This is a genomic window from Micrococcus sp. LASM2_SD2, assembly GCF_057364565.1.
The window spans coordinates 17,567-34,122 of the sequence record NZ_JBNFOB010000004.1; the positions used below are offsets into that span (position 1 = coordinate 17,567).

General features: G+C 71.4%; 15 protein-coding genes and 1 pseudogene. 6 read left to right on the forward strand and 10 right to left on the reverse strand.

Going from position 1 to position 16,556, the window contains the following annotated elements; all coding sequences use genetic code 11:
• Nucleotides 1–43 precede the first annotated feature (43 nt).
• Entirely contained in the window at nucleotides 44–1,447 is a 1,404-nt protein-coding gene (locus tag AC2W7A_RS00745; RefSeq protein ID WP_485989662.1) for a tyrosine-protein kinase domain-containing protein, read from the reverse strand.
• 314 nt (nucleotides 1,448–1,761) lie between these two features.
• Here AC2W7A_RS00745 and AC2W7A_RS00750 point away from each other — a divergent pair, with 314 nt between their 5' ends.
• The 3 genes from AC2W7A_RS00750 to pth all read left to right on the forward strand — a co-directional run bounded on the left by AC2W7A_RS00750 (nucleotide 1,762) and on the right by pth (nucleotide 4,351).
• Nucleotides 1,762–2,925, forward strand: coding sequence for an O-antigen ligase family protein (locus tag AC2W7A_RS00750; protein ID WP_485989663.1), 1,164 nt, complete (start codon nucleotides 1,762–1,764; stop codon nucleotides 2,923–2,925).
• 185 nt (nucleotides 2,926–3,110) lie between these two features.
• Nucleotides 3,111–3,770, forward strand: coding sequence for a 50S ribosomal protein L25/general stress protein Ctc (locus AC2W7A_RS00755; protein ID WP_485989664.1), 660 nt, complete (start codon nucleotides 3,111–3,113; stop codon nucleotides 3,768–3,770).
• An 8-nt stretch (nucleotides 3,771–3,778) separates the two neighbouring features.
• Nucleotides 3,779–4,351, forward strand: a complete 573-nt coding sequence (gene pth, locus AC2W7A_RS00760; protein ID WP_485989665.1) for an aminoacyl-tRNA hydrolase — start codon at nucleotides 3,779–3,781, stop codon at nucleotides 4,349–4,351.
• Here pth and AC2W7A_RS00765 read toward each other — a convergent pair.
• Nucleotides 4,311–5,000: an arsenate-mycothiol transferase ArsC gene (locus tag AC2W7A_RS00765; RefSeq protein ID WP_485989666.1), complete on the reverse strand. Its 690-nt coding sequence runs from the start codon at nucleotides 4,998–5,000 to the stop codon at nucleotides 4,311–4,313. The genes pth and AC2W7A_RS00765 overlap by 41 nt on opposite strands.
• Nucleotides 5,001–5,002: 2 nt before the next feature.
• Nucleotides 5,003–5,512 (reverse strand): DUF2505 domain-containing protein, encoded by a 510-nt coding sequence (locus AC2W7A_RS00770; protein WP_485989667.1) that lies wholly within the window; start codon nucleotides 5,510–5,512, stop codon nucleotides 5,003–5,005.
• Nucleotides 5,513–5,649: 137 nt separating this feature from the next.
• On the opposite strand from AC2W7A_RS00770, the gene AC2W7A_RS00775 reads away from it, so the two are divergent.
• Nucleotides 5,650–6,768 carry a MauE/DoxX family redox-associated membrane protein gene (locus AC2W7A_RS00775; protein WP_485989668.1) on the forward strand — a complete coding sequence of 373 codons (1,119 nt, stop codon included), beginning with the start codon at nucleotides 5,650–5,652 and terminating at the stop codon, nucleotides 6,766–6,768.
• Nucleotides 6,765–10,410, forward strand: a pseudogene (mfd, locus tag AC2W7A_RS00780) (transcription-repair coupling factor). Before AC2W7A_RS00775 ends, mfd begins: the two are co-directional and overlap by 4 nt.
• Here the strand turns inward: mfd and AC2W7A_RS00785 are convergent.
• Nucleotides 10,388–10,615, reverse strand: a complete 228-nt coding sequence (locus tag AC2W7A_RS00785; protein WP_485989669.1) for a PqqD family protein — start codon at nucleotides 10,613–10,615, stop codon at nucleotides 10,388–10,390. The pseudogene mfd and the gene AC2W7A_RS00785 sit on opposite strands and share 23 nt — an antisense overlap.
• A 98-nt stretch (nucleotides 10,616–10,713) precedes the next feature.
• Nucleotides 10,714–11,574: a nucleotidyltransferase family protein gene (locus AC2W7A_RS00790; protein ID WP_485989670.1), complete on the reverse strand. Its 861-nt coding sequence runs from the start codon at nucleotides 11,572–11,574 to the stop codon at nucleotides 10,714–10,716.
• Between the two features lie 343 nt (nucleotides 11,575–11,917).
• Here AC2W7A_RS00790 and AC2W7A_RS00795 point away from each other — a divergent pair, with 343 nt between their 5' ends.
• The gene (locus AC2W7A_RS00795; RefSeq protein WP_485989671.1) at nucleotides 11,918–12,058 is read left to right on the forward strand and encodes a hypothetical protein; all 141 of its coding nucleotides are present in this window, start codon (nucleotides 11,918–11,920) and stop codon (nucleotides 12,056–12,058) included.
• On the opposite strand, the gene AC2W7A_RS00800 is transcribed toward AC2W7A_RS00795, so the two are convergent.
• The 5 genes from AC2W7A_RS00800 to AC2W7A_RS00820 form a co-directional block, all read right to left on the reverse strand.
• Nucleotides 12,045–12,776: an arsenate reductase/protein-tyrosine-phosphatase family protein gene (locus tag AC2W7A_RS00800; RefSeq protein WP_485989672.1), complete on the reverse strand. Its 732-nt coding sequence runs from the start codon at nucleotides 12,774–12,776 to the stop codon at nucleotides 12,045–12,047. The genes AC2W7A_RS00795 and AC2W7A_RS00800 overlap by 14 nt on opposite strands.
• Before the next feature lie 7 nt (nucleotides 12,777–12,783).
• A complete protein-coding gene (locus AC2W7A_RS00805) occupies nucleotides 12,784–13,863 on the reverse strand; it encodes an acyltransferase family protein (RefSeq protein ID WP_485989673.1) in 1,080 nt (359 codons plus the stop codon).
• A 30-nt stretch (nucleotides 13,864–13,893) separates the two neighbouring features.
• The gene (locus tag AC2W7A_RS00810) at nucleotides 13,894–14,166 is read right to left on the reverse strand and encodes a hypothetical protein (protein WP_485989674.1); all 273 of its coding nucleotides are present in this window, start codon (nucleotides 14,164–14,166) and stop codon (nucleotides 13,894–13,896) included.
• A 57-nt stretch (nucleotides 14,167–14,223) separates the two neighbouring features.
• On the reverse strand, nucleotides 14,224–14,910 hold the full coding sequence (gene deoC, locus AC2W7A_RS00815) for a deoxyribose-phosphate aldolase (RefSeq protein ID WP_485989675.1): 687 nt from the start codon (nucleotides 14,908–14,910) through the stop codon (nucleotides 14,224–14,226).
• Between the two features lie 66 nt (nucleotides 14,911–14,976).
• On the reverse strand, nucleotides 14,977–16,556 hold a 1,580-nt coding region (locus tag AC2W7A_RS00820; protein ID WP_485989676.1), incomplete at its 5' end, for a phospho-sugar mutase.

Here is a 16,556-nt window from a genome sequence, read left to right on the forward strand (position 1 = left end):
TGAAGCCCCCGCCGGTTCCGGTGGGGGCTTGTCGTGTGGGCGATCAGCCGCGCGTGCGGGCCTTGTGACGCGAACGCCGCCCCTTCTTCGCGGACGAACCGACGCTCGAGAGATACTTCTCGTGGGACTTGTGGTACGTGCTCTCGTACCCGTAGCCATAGGAGTAGCCGCCGCCGCGCTGGGAGCGCGCGACGCCGTTCATGACGACGCCCAGCAGATGCGCGTCCACTGCGGCGAGATTCTCCACAGCCGCCTCCAGGTGGTCCTTGCGGGTCCGTCCCTGACGCACCACGAGCACAGTCCCGTCAACGGCCGTGGCCAGGAGGGCGCCGTCCGTGACGGGCAGCAGGGGAGGGGAGTCGACGATGACGAAGAAGTCCTCCGATGCCAGCTTCAGGAGGGCCCGCATGCGCTTCGAGACCAGCAGCTCCGACGGGTTCGGGGGCGTCCGGCCGGCGGGGAGCAGCGTGAGGTTCGGGATTCCGGTGGCCGCGAGGGCGTCGTCCGGCTGCACCTCACCGGCCAGCACCTCGGAAAGGCCCACGTCGCCCGCCACCTGGAAGAGGTCGTGCTGCCGGGGCCGCCGCAGGTCGGCGTCCACCACGAGCACCCGTTCGCCGGCCAGGGCCAGGGCGCGGGCCAGGTTCGATGCGACGGTCGACTTGCCCTCGGAGGGGTCTGAGCTCGTGAACGAGACGACGCGGGGCGGCTCGTCGACGGAGACGAACTTGAGATTGGTGCGCAGCGCCCGGATGGCCTCGCCGGCCCGGGGGTCGAGGTCCACGGCCTCCTCGCCCGTACGGGTCAGGGACGCGTTCTCCGGGACGGCCCCGATGACGCCGGCGCCGGTGATCTCCTTCACGTCGGCGCGGCTGCGCACCTTTACGTCCAGGAGACGACGGAGCACGGCGATGGCGAGTCCCGCACCCAGTCCGGCCACCGCGCCCAAGAGGACGTTGCGCCGGGTGTCAGGGCTCACGGGGGCAGAGGGCACACGGGCGTCGGACAGCGGCACGACCTCCAGCGGGCTGTTCTTGTCCACGTCCGCCGCCACATCCGCCGTCGCCTGCAGGGCACTGTTCGCGAGCTGCGCGGCGGTCTCGGGGTCCGTCGAGGTGGCGGTCACCTTGATCATGCTGGACTCGGGGACGAGCACCGCGGAGAGCGAGCCGTCGCCGTCCTGCCCCGTGTCCCGTGCCACGCGTTCACGCACGGCCTCGCTGTTGATCAGGGCGACGTAGGCCTGAGCCCGGCTCTCGGCGGGCAGGTTGCTGGTGATGAGGCTCTGATCTGCAGCCCGGGCGGCGAGGAACCCCTGAGATTCGGACGCGTAGATCCGGGGCTGCAGTGCGGAGTAGCCCCAACCCAACAGACCCCCCACGAGGGCTGCTGCCAGGAGCAGCAGGAGGTTGGCGCGCAGCAGGCGGAAGAAGTCGACGATCGTCACGGAGCACCTCGGGGGTCATGGACGGGGACGCGCGGGCCGTCGTGGGCGAGGCACGCGCGGTCCACGGTACCAACATCCACCGTGCGCTCTGAGGCCCCGAGGACGAGGCCCGCCACCGCGCTACGCTGAGCCGAGTATTGTCCGGCGTCCACGAAAGGTTCCGCACCATGCGCCCGAGCACGCCCCGTGACCGGACGGCTGCCCGCGCCATGGGGGCCGTCGCGCCACCCGAGGCCCGGCCTGCCAGGCGCCACGCCTCACTCGGCCTCGTCCCGGACGGTCAGGCCGCGCGGACCCGCTCCCCGTGGAACCCCTTGGTCACGCCGGCCTCACCGCGGCTGTTCGAGGCCGTGCTGGCCATCGGCCTGGTGATGGAGGCGTTCACCGCTCCCGGCCTGCCGATCCCGTTCGCGGAGTTCTCCGCCATCCTTCTGCTGCTCCTCGCCTCATTCCGGCAGCCCCGCCGGGACCTCTCCCACTACGGAGTGCTGGCCCTCGTCGCACTGGCCCTGGTGGCGTATCTCGTCGCCGTGACCGTGCACAACGACCTTGACCCCATGCGTCGCGCCACGAGGATCACGCTCCTGATCCTGCTGATCTACGCCATCGCCAGCGAGAGGATCGACATCAAGGGCGTCCTCTACGGGATGACGGCCGGCGTACTGATCAACGTGCCCCTCTTCTACGCGGGCCTGGCCCCGGACACCTACGGCGGCTACCTCACCGGGTTCCTGGGGGACAAGAACGTCTCCGGCCTCTTCTACGCGCTCCTGCCCGTGCTGCTCGTGGCCACCATGCAGCGCATGGGCCCCAAGCTCCTCGTGCTGGGCGCCGGCTTCGCCCTGACCTTCCTCACCGGCTCGCGGACCTCGCTGGCCGCGCTGCTCTGCGCGGTCGCGTGGATCTTCGTGAGCCCCTACCTGGGGAGGACCCTCCGTCTCGCGCTGGGGGTCGCCATGGGCTGGCTCGTCAACTGGGCCGAAGAGAATCTGGCCGACCTCGGGATCTTCGGCGACCGCACGGGCACCGACTGGTTCCGTGCGCAGATCCAGGAGGCGTCCGCAGAGAAGGTGGCGGAGACGTCCTTCTTCGGCCAGGGCCTCTCCACGGCATTCGTGGACCTCGACCACGTGTCCATGTTCTTCCACAACTCCTATCTGGGGCTGCTGGTGGAGGGCGGCTGGCCGTTCCTGATCGTGGTGGTGAGCGCCTACCTGTGGCTGTGCCTGCGGCCCTTCGCCCGGACGCACCGCTCGCCGTCGCGGGTGGCCGTCGAGGCCGCCGCCGTCATCATCCTGGTCACCTCCCTGCAGCTCGGTGAGGTGTTCATCACGATCTTCGGTGCCATCGTGCTCGGCTGCGGCCTGCTGCTGAGCGCCCAGGAGGACGACGAATCCCACGGCGCGTCTGCGGGTGAGCGGGCTCACCGCCGCAGGCTGGACCGCATCGTGGAGCGGTCCCGGCGCGCGGGCGTCTGAGCCGGCCCGCCGGCGCCGGTGCTATCCTGTCCAGGTTGCCCAGGCGAGGGAGCTCGCGCTCCGTGATCGACGAGGCCGCCGCCGCGCGTCAGCATGCTGACCCGCTGCGGCACTGAAGCCCCCTCCTGGCCGCATCCCGCGCCGCCCCCGGCTGCGCGGCCGAGACCCCCACAGGAGGACGCATCATGTCTGACAAGATCAAGATCAAGGTCACCCGCCGCACCGAGTTCGGCAAGGGTGCCTCCCGCCAGGCCCGCCGCGCCGGCCTGATCCCCGCCGTCGTGTACGGCCACGGCCAGGACCCGATCCACCTGCTGCTGCCGGCCCAGGAGACCACCCTGGCCGTCCGCAACCCGAACGCCCTGCTCACCGTGGTGAACGAGGCCGGCGAGGAGCACCTGGTGCTGCCGAAGGACATCCAGCGCGATCCGATCAAGATGACCGTGGACCACCTGGACCTCATCGAGGTCCGCCGCGGCGAGAAGGTCGTCGTGGAGGTGCCGGTGCAGATCGAGGGCGAGGTCGCCGTCGGCACCACCTACAACCTGGACCAGGCCGTCGTGTCCGTGGAGGCCGAGGCCACCCACCTGCCGGAGTACGTCACCGCGGACATCGAGGGCCGCGAGGCGGGCGACCACCTGTACGCCGCCGACCTGCAGCTGCCGGCCGGCGTCTCCCTGGACATCGAGGAGCCGTCCGAGTACGTCATCGTCTCCGTGTTCGAGCCGATCGAGCAGGACCTGGGCGACGAGTCCGTCCAGGAGGAGCAGGCCGCCGAGGGCGAGGGTGCCGAGGGCGAGGAGTCCGAGGGCTCGGACGACGCCGCCGAGGGCTCCGAGGACTGATCCTCCTCATGACGGGCACCACGCTGATCATGGGCCTCGGCAATCCGGGGCCCCAGTACGCGCGCACCCGTCACAACATCGGCCAGATGGTGGTGGGGGAGCTCGCCTCCCGCATGGGTGTCGGGTTCACCCACCACCGGGCCGGTGCCCAGGTCGCCGCGGGGCGCCTGGGAATCGGCGGCCCCCGCGTGGTGCTGGCCACCTCCACCGGATACATGAACGTCTCCGGGAAGCCCACCGCGGCGCTCTGCCGCTTCTACGGCCTCGGTCCCGAGGACCTGATCGTGGTCCATGACGAGCTGGACATCCCCTTCGACGCCCTGCGGCTGAAGGTCGGTGGGGGAGAAGGCGGCCACAACGGGCTGAAGTCCATCACCGCCTCGCTCGGGACGAAGGACTACCACCGGGTGCGTGTCGGCATCGGCCGCCCGCCGGGGCGCATGGACGTCGCCGACTTCGTCCTGAAGCCCTTCACCAAGCCGGAGCAGGAGCTGCTGCCGCTGCACGTGGACCGTGCGGCCGACGCCGTGGAGGCGCTGATCACCGACGGGCTGCAGGCCGCCCAGACCCGCTTCCACTGACCGCACGCTCCAACGCCGAGGCCGTCGCCTCCACAGCAGGCTCCAGCGCCCGCACCATGCGCGCATAGTCCTCGGCGCCCAGGCCGAACGGGTCGGCCAGCTCGAGCGACCCCATCACCGACCGGGCCAGCACCCGGTGCCGTGCGGCCGTCTCCGCCAGCGCTCGTACGCCGATGCCCGGCTGGAGCCACATGCCGTCCGTCCGCTCGTCCAGGAGCCGGACCAGCGTGAAGAACTCCAACATGGTGAAGGTGCGCCGGTTCGCGGACGCGGCGTCGGACAGGACGCGCTCCGAATGGGCAGTGCTCGCCGTCAGCACCAGATCCGCCCCCTCCACCGCCGCGGGGATCAGTCGCTGCGGTGCGTGGTCCTCCAGGCCGGCCACGCCACGTGTGCGCCCGAGCTCCAGCAGCTCCGGCGGCACGTGCAGGGCCTGGTTCGGCTGGGTGCCCATGCTCGCCACCTCGATGCGCCCCGGAACAGTGCGCTCGAGTCGGCTGCTCAACGCGTGTGCGGCGTAGGCGGAGCGGCAGATGTTGCCCGTGCAGACGAACAGGACGGCCCCGAGCGGGGGGCGCTCCCCGCGCAGGGCCGCCTGGACCGCGCGGCGCGAAGGGCGCTGCGGGTCGGTGGTCTGTCCGTCGGCCACGTTCAGCTCTGCTGGTCGCGACCGTCCAGCCAGGCCTGGAGCTCGCGCGCCTGGCGGGTGACGACCTTGCCGACCATCGGCTCGGCCTTGGAGGCCAGGGTGGAGCCGACCAGCGGGATCTTGCAGGTGAGGGTCCCGTCCACGGCGTACTCGGTGCCGGCACCGGCGGCACGCAGGGCCGTGGAGGCCTCGGCGACGGCCTTGGCCTTGGGCACGGTGATGGTGGTGGTGCCGGTGCGGGATCCGTCCGCGGCCGGCGCGTTCCAGCGCTCGACCTGCTCGATCTGCAGGTTGTCGCCCACGAACTTGCGGGCCTTCTCCGGCACGCGGTCGGTCGGCGCGGTGCGCACGGTGGTGACGGTCATCGCGCCGGCCGGGTCGCCCGCTCGGGTGAAGGACACCAGCGAGCCACCCAGGGATTCGATGACGGTGCGATGGAAGGCCTCGGTGCCGAGGGCCTCTGCCACCTCGCCGGGGTTGCGGGCGATGGTGTGCTGGGCGGAGAATGCCATGTTCACTCCTGGTGAGACGGTCCGACTGGATTCACGCTCACCCTATATGCTGGATCAGCCCGTCGGCCCGGCCAGCTCAGCAGCCCCACGCGGGACGCTGGACAGACCGCGCCCTTCACCGGCCGGAAGGTTCCACCATGTCAGCACTCTGGGCCCTCGCGGTCATCCTGATCGCCAGCGGACTGGCCAAGCTCCAGTCCCCCCAGGAGACCGCCGCCACGTTCACCCGTCTGAACGTCCCGGCGAAGCTCTCCCACCCGTCGCTGGTGAAGGCCTTCCCGTTCCTGGAGATCCTGCTCGGCATTGCCCTGCTGTTGCCGTTCACCGTGCTGCGGCCGCTGACCGCCCTCGCGGCGGTGGCCCTGTTCATCGCCTTCACGTGGCTGGTGGTCCGGGCCAAGGACACGGGCGCCTCCTGCGGGTGCTTCGGCGCCGCCTCCGCGCGTCCGATCACCGGATGGACGGTGCTGCGCAATCTCATCCTCGTGGTCCTGGCGCTGCTCGGCCTGTTCGAGGCGATCATCACGCTGGCCGTCACCGGGGTCCGCATCGCCTGGTGGCCGCTGGCCGGCTTCTTCAATGGCTACGTCGAGTGGTCCATCCTGGTCACCGTGCTGGTCACCGCCGCCGCCTACCTGATCGGCCGCGAGACTGCCCCGCTCGAGGAGTCGGCCGAGGCTGCGGTCCCGGGCGCCGCCGCCTCCGTGCCCTCCACCCCCGCGCCCGCGGTCTCCGAGGCCACCGTCCCCGCCGCGCCGGCCCCGGGCATGGACGGGGAACCCGAGCGCCACCCGCTGCCGGACGTGATCCTCGGCACCGGGCAGGGCTTCGAACGGCTCACGGACATGGCCGCCCGCCAGTCCATGCTGCTCCTGCACGTCTCGGCCGGATGCGGCGCCTGCCGTGAGGTCATGGACTACCTCCAGGACAAGGACCATCAGATCGGTCCCGTGGCCGTGCGCGCCCTCAAGCCCACCTACGCCACGGACTCAGTGGCCCCCGCGGCGGTCGGCCCGCTGCCGGCCGAGATCGTCCTCACCGACCCGGCGGGCAAGGCCGCCCAAGACCTCGGCATCCAGCGCTACCCCTCGGCCGTGCTGATCGGCACGGACGGCCTGACGGCCGGTGGTCCGGTCTTCGGCTCCGAGGACGTCATCGCCTTCATCGAGGAGGTCCGGGAGATCATGGCGTCGGCCGGCCGGCTCGAGGAGCAGCCCGCCGCGGCGGACGAGACCGCGCAGGGCCCCACCGCATGACCGAGGTGCCCACGCTCTCCCCGCTCCTTCCCGCCGTCCTCACCGACCCGGCCCTCGCCGCGGCCCGGGACTCGGCGCCCGGTCCGGGGACCGCACCCCGGACCTGCAGATCGGGATTCCCGACGGCGGCCGCGCACCCCTGCTGGCCGCCCTCGCCTCGTCCGTGGCCTCCGTCGGAGGCGGGGACGGGGTGGTGTTGGTCGTCACTGCCACCACGCGCGAGGCGGAGGACCTGGCGGCCGACCTGGCGGCCTGGACTGACCCGTCCTCCGTGGCGCTGTTCCCGTCCTGGGAGACCCTGCCGCACGAGCGCCTCTCGCCGCGTTCGGACACGGTGGGCCTCCGGCTCGAGGTGCTGCGTCGGCTGGCCCATCCCGGGGAGGGCGGCACCGCCGCGCTGCGTGTGCTGATCGCGCCGGTGCGTGCCGCCCTCCAGCCGCTGGTGTCCGGCCTCGGCGACCTCGCCCCCGTCCACCTCGAGGTGGGGCAGGAGTCCGACTTCGACGGCGTGGTGGCCGCCCTGGCCGGGGCGGCCTACTCCCGTGTCGACATGGTCTCCAAGCGCGGCGAGTTCGCCGTCCGCGGCGGACTGATCGACGTCTTCCCGCCGACCACCGCCCACCCGGTGCGCGTCGAGTTCTTCGGCGACGAGGTCGAGCAGATGCGGTGGTTCTCGGTGGCGGACCAGCGCTCCCTCGAGGACACCTCGGAGGACGGGTCCGGGCATCCGACCGTCCTGGACGCCCCGCCGTGCCGGGAGCTGCTGATCACCGCGGACGTGCAGGAGCGCGCCCGGGCGCTGAGTCCGAGCATGCCGGCGGCCGCGGACATGCTGGACCGCATCGCCGAGGGCATCGCCGTGGAGGGGATGGAGTCGCTGTCCCCGCTGCTGGCCGAGTCCATGACCTCCCTGCCCGCCCTGCTGCCGGAGGGCTCCCTGACCCTGCTGGCGGAGCCGGAGCGCATCCGTCAGCGGGCGGACGACCTGCTCGCCACCAACGAGGAGTTCCTCCACGCGGCGTGGGCCGGAGCCGCGCACGGAGCCTCGGCTCCCGTAGACATCACCGAGGCCGACCAGGCGGACGCCGGCGGGTTCCTCACCCTGGCCCGCCTGCGGGAGGAGACCCTCGAGCGCGGCCAGGGACACTGGTCCACCACCGCCCTGAACCCGGACGATGAGCTCCTGCCGGACGCCTCCACCCTCCGGGCCGGTCTCGGCGTGCCGCGCACGTTCGGCGGCGACGTCTCCGCGCTCGTCTCCGCCCTGCACGAGCGCGTCCGCGACGGCTGGTCCGTCGTCGTGCTCACGGACGGGCCGGGATCGGCTCGACGTCTCACCGAGGTCCTCTCCGAGGGCGGCTTGACGGCCTCGACCTTCGAGGGCACCGTGCCCGCGCAACCGCTGGCAGGGCAGGTGCTGCTGGGCTCCGCCGCCGTCGGCACCGGGTTCACGCTGCCCGCCGGCAGGCTGGCACTGGTGACGGAACAGGACCTCTTCGGTCGCCAGCGCACCGCGGCACCCGCGCCGCCGGCGGCAAACTGGCGCGCAAGCGTCGCAACGCCGTGGACCCGCTCGCCCTCACCCCGGGCGACTTCGTGGTCCACGCCCAGCACGGCATCGCCCGGTTCGTGGAGCTGCAGCGCCGCAAGGTCGCCGGCGCCGCCCGCGGCGGGGCGGCCGAGGACTCCTACCGCGAGTACCTCGTCCTCGAGTACGCCTCCTCCAAGCGGGGCGCCCCCGGCGACCGCCTCTTCGTGCCCACCGAGCAGCTGGACCTCATCTCCCAGTACGTCGGCGCCGAGACGCCCACGCTGTCCAAGATGGGCGGGTCCGACTGGGCGAACACCAAGTCCAAGGCCAAGCGGGCCACCCGGCAGATCGCCGGGGAGCTGATCCGCCTGTACTCCGCCCGCATGGCGTCCAAGGGCCACGCCTACGGCCCGGACACCCCATGGCAGAAGGAGCTGGAGGAGGCGTTCCCGTACATCGAGACGCCGGACCAGCTCACCACCATCGACGAGATCAAGAAGGACATGGAGGCCGTCGTCCCCATGGACCGCCTGGTCTCCGGAGACGTGGGCTTCGGCAAGACCGAGGTGGCCGTCCGTGCGGCATTCAAGGCCGTGCAGGACGGCAAGCAGGTCGCCGTCCTGGTGCCGACCACGCTCCTGGCCCGTCAGCACCATCAGACCTTCTCCGACCGCTTCGCCGGCTTCCCGGTGCGGGTCGGGGCGCTGTCCCGCTTCCAGAGCGCGAAGGAGTCCAAGGACGTCCTGAACGACCTCGCCTCGGGTGAGCTGGACGTCGTCGTGGGCACCCACCGCCTGCTGGGCGAGGGCGTGCGGTTCAAGGACCTCGGCCTGGTGATCGTGGACGAGGAGCAGCGGTTCGGCGTGGAACACAAGGAGGCGCTGAAGAAGATGCGCACCAACGTGGACGTGCTCGCCATGTCCGCCACGCCCATCCCGCGCACCCTGGAGATGTCCCTGACCGGCATCCGCGAGACGTCCACCCTGGCGACGGCACCCGAGGAACGCCATCCGGTGCTCACCTCCGTGGGCCCCTACACGGACCAGCAGGTCACCGCGGCCATCCGGCGCGAGCTGATGCGTGAGGGCCAGGTGTTCTACGTGCACAACCGCGTCACCAGCATCGACGGGGTCGCCCGCCGCATCGCCGAACTCGTGCCTGAGGCCCGCGTGGCCGTGGCCCACGGCAAGATGAGCGAGTCCCGACTCGAGCAGATCATGGTGGATTTCTGGGAGAAGCGGTTCGACGTGCTGGTGTCCACCACGATCATCGAGACCGGCCTGGACATCGCGAACGCCAACACCCTGATCATCGAGGATGCCCACCGCTACGGCCTGTCCCAGCTGCACCAGCTGCGGGGCAGGGTGGGCCGCGGCCGCGAGCGTGCCTACGCCTACTTCCTCTACGATCCCCAGAAGCCGTTGGGAGAGGTGGCTCTCGAACGACTCAAGGCCGTGGCCACACACAACGAGCTCGGCGCCGGCATGCAGCTGGCCATGAAGGACCTCGAGCTGCGCGGAGCCGGCAACCTGCTCGGCGGGGAGCAGTCCGGGCACATCGCGGGGGTGGGCTTCGACCTCTACCTGCGGATGGTCGGCGAGGCCGTCGCGGACTTCAAGGGCGAGGAGGACACCTCGCCGGCCGAGGTCAAGGTGGAGCTGCCGGTCAACGCGCATCTGCCGCATGACTACGTGCCGGGGGAGCGGCTGCGCCTGGAGATGTACCGGAACCTGGCCGCCGCGCATGACGACGCGGCCGTGGACGCCGTCGTCGACGAGCTCAAGGACCGCTACGGCGAGCCGCCCGCTCCGGTGCAGGCGCTGATCGCGGTCGCGCGCTTCCGGAACCGTGCCCGCGCCGTGGGCGTCACCGAGGTCATGATGCTGGGCAGGAACGTGAAGTTCGGCCCGGCGGCGGACCTGCCGGAGTCGCGTCAGTTGCGGCTGCAGCGGATGTACCGCGGCGCCCAGCTCAAGCCGGCGCTCAACGCCGTCCTGGTTCCACGCCCCATGACCAAGCCGGTCGGCGGGCGGGAGCTGACGGACGCTCCGCTGCTGGAGTGGGCCGACCAGGTGCTCACCGCGATCTTCAGCCCTGAACCGACCGGCTGAGCACGCCGGCCGACTCCAGCTGCGTCAGGAAGTCCGCGACTCCCTCGGAGACCGTCTCGGAGGCCTCGCCCACGTGAGCGGACACGGCGGCGACGATCTGCTCGGTGCTCTGCTCCGGCAGCGGAGGCTCGGTCAGCGACTCGTCCGAGGTGCGTCCGGTGACGATCACCGACCAGATCAGCGCGCCCACCGGGGAGAGCGTCATGGGTTGATTCGTGGCGAAGGGCATCACGGCCGCATCACCCTCCGGCAGTTCGACCCAAGCGCAGTCCCGAGCGACGGTCCATCTCTCCACGGGGGACATCATCCCTCCTTCCCCCCGGGCAGCAGGCGGGCGGCGCGGGCGCGCGCCCACTGGCCCACCTGCCTCAGGCGCCGCAGCTGCCACTTCAGGGCGTCGCGGTGCGTCACGTCCCGGCCCAGGTCCATGGCCAGATGTGCCCGGTTGACCCGGACCGTGTCCCGGACCAGACGCAGCCGGCCGGCGAGACTGCCGGCATGATGCCAGCGCGCAACGAAGAGCTCGGCGCCTTCGCGGCCGGAGTTCATGGCCCGGTAGAGACGCACCTCGTCCGGATCCGCATCGGGGAGGTCCTCGTCGGTGGCGGCGACCCAGGCGGCGATGGCTCCGAAGGAACAGGCGGCCTCCCGCAGGGCGTCCCACTCGTCTGCGGTGGCCGTGGCACGGATGTGGGACACGTCGGCTCGTCTACGGCTCACATCCCGGGCGGCATGGAGGATGCTCAGCAGACGCTGGTCCGCCATGCTCAGAACGGGGAGAGCATGGCCGGCTCGGATGCGGTTCACATGACCGTCCCACAGGCGCTCGAAGGCCTCCTTCGCAGGTAGCCCGATCCCGGGGAAGCAGCGATGCAGGTCCACGTAGCCCAGCTGCACGTGCCAGAAGGTGGCGGCATGCGTGAAGATCGACCCTTCGGAGAAGTCCGTCACCAGGTCCCAGCCGTCCGCGGTCAGGGCAGCCATGGCGGCTGGTACGTCCTCGGGTGCCACGAGCAGGTCGACGTCTGTGCTGGTCCGGCCTGCCGCGTAGGCACCGGGCAGCGCGGCATACCCCTTGATGTGCAGCGCGCGGATCCCGTGCCGGTCCATCAACGAGGCGAGGGTCGCGTGGGCCAGCAGCACACGGGCACGGAGGGGGACCACAGCTGGCGCGCTCCTGGGCAGGGGACAACGGACAGTACCAGCATAGGCGTCGGGTCCCGGGGACGCGTGTTTCCGCCCTTCCCGGCGGAGACACGCCTGAGGACAGCCGACCTCGCACGGCGGCTGCGCCGGGTGTTCGGGAAATGTTCATGTTGGTGAACAGCCTGAGGTTGAGTGTCTGTGACACCGAGGGCTAAGTCAATATCCGATGAAGGCTGTGGATTCGCTCTGCTCACCTGGTCAGCGGGGGTCCGGCGTGATGGGGCATTCGTCTCCAGAGAACAACTTTGTCCCCGCGGTGGCCGGCTGTGAGTGATCCGCGCAACCTTGAGAGGTGTCCTCCATGACCACTGATCGCAAGACCATCTCGCGCCGCAAGGTGACCGCCGGCATGGCCTGGGCCGTCCCGGCCGTCGCCGCCGTGCAGCGGCATCATGCGGACAGGGTCCGCCACCGCGCAGAGCAGCGGTTCACGGCTGGGTGATGCGACGCCGCACCGCCGTGACCACCGCCGAGGTGATCGTCTCCAGCGCCGGCTGCAGCTGATCCGCCATCGCCTCGTAGTCCGCGTCCGAGCCGCGGAAGGGGTCGTCCAGGTCCAGCGGTGCCAAGCCGTCACGGTCACGGATCCGCGCGCAGCATTCCACGAGCCCATCGAGCCCTCCATCGGTCGGCGCGGCACCGTCTGCGCCGCACAGCCGCGCGAACTCGAGCATGGTGAACGCACGCCGGGCGGCTCCCGGCTGTTCGTCCAGCACCACGTCGAGGTGCTGGTCCGTCGCCGCCAGCACCAGGGCCGCCCCGTCCACGTCGGATACGGTGAGCGCACGCGGCCGATGGTCCGTCAGCACGGACACGGCCTCGGGGCAGCGTGCGGCGGCCAGTCCGAGGATCTGGTCCGGAGCCTGCAGCGCCTGGTTGATCCCGGTGCCGGCGCTCGCGACCCGCAGGCCCCCCAGATCCCGGCCCAGTCGGTCGGCGAGCAATGCCTGGAACACGTGATGGCCGTAGGCGGAGCGGCAGACGTTCCCGGTGCAGACGAACAGGATCGTGTCCCGGCTGCGGCGGCCACCGGGTTCGCCGGCGTCGGCGGCGGGCGTCCTCTCGGCCGGACGGCGGAAGGAGAACCCGGCGCGGCGTGCGGGCTCCGGCGCAGTGCCCTCGGCGGCGCGGCCTGCGGAGAAGCTGAAGCGGGAGGCCATGGCGGCATCAGTCCTTTCGGGTCGTGACGTGGCCGCGGACGACTCGGCGTCGGAGGGGATGGAACTGGCGGGGCACGCCTGTCAGGAGCCGGGACATCGGGGTGGAGAGCAGGACCAGCCCCACTGTCCAGCTCAGCAGCAGCGTCCAGACGAACTTCTCGAACGGCTCTTGGACACCCAGGCTCATCAGCTCCATGAGCACCGCGCCGTGGACCAGCACCACCACGGTTCCGGTGCGGACGAGGGTGGAGATCGTGGCGCGCACCGCACGTCCGGCCCCGGTGCGCTGGGCCAGCAAGCGCAGGAGCCGGTTGACGAAGGAGCCGAACACCAGGACGGCGCCGGAGGCCATCGCCACACCCACCAGCGGCGTCAGCACAGGGGTGCCGAATCCTCCGAACTTGATGTTGTGCGGCTGCAGGCCCGCGGCCACCGCCGTCAGTCCCCCGATGATCAGGGCGGTCCCGACGATCGCCCGGTGGCGCACGACCCTGGGCTCGATCTGCCGGCGGAACAGCTCCCCGGCCAGCAGGAAGAACAGGCAGGGGAAGGCCAGACCGATGCCGAGGGGAGTCTTCGCGATCCAGGAGTCGGGGACCGCGTAGGAGACCCAGAGGCCGAGACCGCTGAAAAGCCAGGCCACCCAGGTGGGGAGGCGCTCCAGGAGCCGCCGCAGCACCGTGGTGAAGAAGAGGACGGAGATGAACCAGAAGGCCCACCACGGCGGGTTCTGGTCCGCGCCGCCGTACCAGCCTGACCGCATGAGCTCCCAGAACCGGCCAGGGTCGTCGTGGTGCCAGCGCCAGGCCACGGCGGACATGATGACCGCCCAGACCAGGTAGGGGACCGCAAGGCTGGTCCAGCGTCCGCGCAGGTCCGGCAGGAAGCTGCGTCCTCGGGTCCAGAAGTAGCCGCTGAGGAAGAAGAACAGCGGCATGCGCCAGATCTCCAGGTACTCGGTGAACTCGAGCTTGGAGAGGTAGGAGTGGCCGAGGACCACCGCGGCGATGGACACAAGACGGAGGGCGTCCACACCGGTGTTCCGGGTGGACGCCCTCCGTGCATGCGTCGCGGCGCGCGCGGTCATCGCCGCCGGGATCCTTGGTTCAGGTGCGGCTCAGTGGCCGCGCTCGACGGCGTGCGCCGCGGGGGTGTGGATGGCCACCTCGTCCACGGAGTCGCCGCGGCCGAGGATTTGCTTCGGGATCAGGAAGGCGAGGACGGCCATGGCTAGGGCGGCGATGCCCGGGATCCAGACGACCTCGAGGGACCAGAAGCCCATGGCGTAGATGCAGCCCACGAAGAGGGCGAAGCTCACGAGGAAGGCGACGAGGCTGCCCCAGAGCCCGCCGACGTTCGAGTGGTCAATGGGCGTGCCGTTGCGGATCACGACATACTCCTTCGTCAGGTCACGTGGACGCGTCTACGGTGCGAGGACGCGGGGATCTCAGGCCAGGATATCAAGAGTGGCGGACGCGCCGATGCGCGTGGCACCGGCCTCGACCATGGCCAGCGCGTCCTCGCGGGTCCGCACTCCGCCGGAGGCCTTGACACCGATCTCCGGGCCCACGGTGCGGCGCATCAGGGCCACGTGCTCGGCGGTCGCGCCTGCGGTGGAGAAGCCGGTGGAGGTCTTCACGAAGTCGGCCCCCGCCTCCACGGAGGCCTCGCAGGCGAGGACGATCGCGTCCTCGTCCAGCAGGGCGGTCTCCACGATCACCTTGAGCAGTGCCCCGCCCCGGCCGGCGGCGCCCTTCTCATGGGCGGCCTCGGCCACGGCGCGGATGTCCTCCACCAGACGTCGCCGGTCGCCGGCACGCGCGGCGGCGACGTCGATCACCATGTCCACCTCGTCGGCTCCGTCGGCGATCGCCCGGCGGGCCTCGAAGGCCTTCACCTCGGACGAGTTCGCCCCGAGGGGGAAGCCGATCACCGTGCAGGTGAGCACGTCCGAGCCCGCGAGGGCCTTCGCCACGGTGGGGACCCAGCGGGGGTTCACGCACACGGACTTCACGTTCGCCTGCAGGGCTTCGGCCACCACGCGCTCGATGTCCTCTGCGGAGGTCTCCGCCTTCAGCGCGGTGTGGTCGATGTACTTGGCGAGTTCGGCGGCGGTCAGGTCTGCAGTGGTCATCGGAGGCGTTGCCTTTCGGTCGGGTCGTGTCGGCGGCGGGGGCCGCCGTCTGGTGTGGAAGGCGGATCAGCCGGCCACGAGGGCCGCGATCTGCTCGCGCACGGCGTCGAGCCGGGCACGGGCGGCCTGCGGGTCTGCGTCCGTGGTTCCCAGATAGCACTTGAGCTTCGGCTCGGTGCCGGAGGGGCGGATCACCACCCGGGTGCCGGTGTCCGTGGCGAAGAGCAGGCCGTCGGTCGGCGGCAGGTCCGCCGACCCTTCCGCGAGGTCAGTGGAGACGGTCACCGGGTCCCCGGCGAGCTCGGCGATGCCCTCGGCGCGCAGCCGGGCCATGGCCGCGGAGATGACCTGCAGGTCCGACACCCGCACGGAGACCTGGGTCGAGGGCATGGCTCCGGTGAGGGAGTCCAGGTCGGCGAGGGCGTCCCACAGGGTGCGGCCCTCGGACTTGAGCCCGGCCGCGAGGTCGGCCGCTACGAGGGCCGCCGTCATGCCGTCCTTGTCCCTCACCAGGTCCGGGGCCACGCAGTAGCCCAGAGCCTCCTCGTAGCCGTAGCCGATCTCCGGGGCACGGCTGATCCACTTGAAGCCGGTCAGGGTCGCGTGGTGGTCCACACCGGCCTCGGCGGCGAGCCGAGACAGCTGCGGCGAGGAGACGATCGAGCAGGCGGCGGAGCGTCCCATGGCCTCCAGTCGCGGCATCAGGTGTGCCCCGAGCAGGGAGCCGACCTGGTCGCCGCTGAGCATCCGCCAGGTGCCGTCCGCATCGGCGGCGGCCAGGGCGAGGCGGTCCGCATCAGGGTCGTTGGCGATCACCAGGTCCGCGGCGCGCTCGGCGGCGGCTTCGAAGGCCAGGTCCAGGGCGCCAGGCTCCTCCGGGTTCGGGAAGGCCACCGTGGGGAAGTCCGGGTCCGGATCCGCCTGGCGGGGCACCACGTGCACGTCGGTGAAGCCGGCGCGATCGAGCAGCCCGGGCAGCACTGCACCGCCCACGCCGTGCAGCGGCGTGTAGACGATGCTCAGGGCGTCGCGTCCGGTGGACTCGCGGCGGCCCTCGTCCAGGACGCCCAGTGCGGCCTCGGAGTAGGCCTCCACGAGCTCCTCGCCGGCCACATCCCAGCCGGTGTTCGCCATCGGGATGTCTGCGAACCACGCGCCGTGGTCGATCCGGGCGGCGATGTCCGCGTCGGCCGGGGAGACGATCTGGGCTCCGCGTCCTGCCGCGTCGGTCATGCGGCCGCCGAGGTACACCTTGTAGCCGTTGTCTGCCGGCGGATTGTGGCTGGCGGTGACCATGACACCGGCGTCCGCGCCGAGGTGGCGCACCAGGAAGGCGAGCACCGGGGTCGGCAGCGGGCCGGGCAAGAGCGTGACCTGCGCGCCCGCGGCGGTGAACACGCCGGCGGAGTCGCGGGCGAAGGCGGCGGACCCGTGGCGGGCGTCGTAGCCGATCACCACCGAGGCCGCCGCCTCGTCTTCACCGAGGGTGTCCGCCAGGTAGCGGGCGATGCCGGCCGCGGCGCGGCGCACCACCAGGCGGTTCATGCGGGATTCGCCCGGCCCCTCCTCGGCGCGCAGACCTGCTGTGCCGAAGGTCAGCGGACCGGCGAAGCGGGAGCGCACGGCCTTCGGGCCGCGGAGGCGTC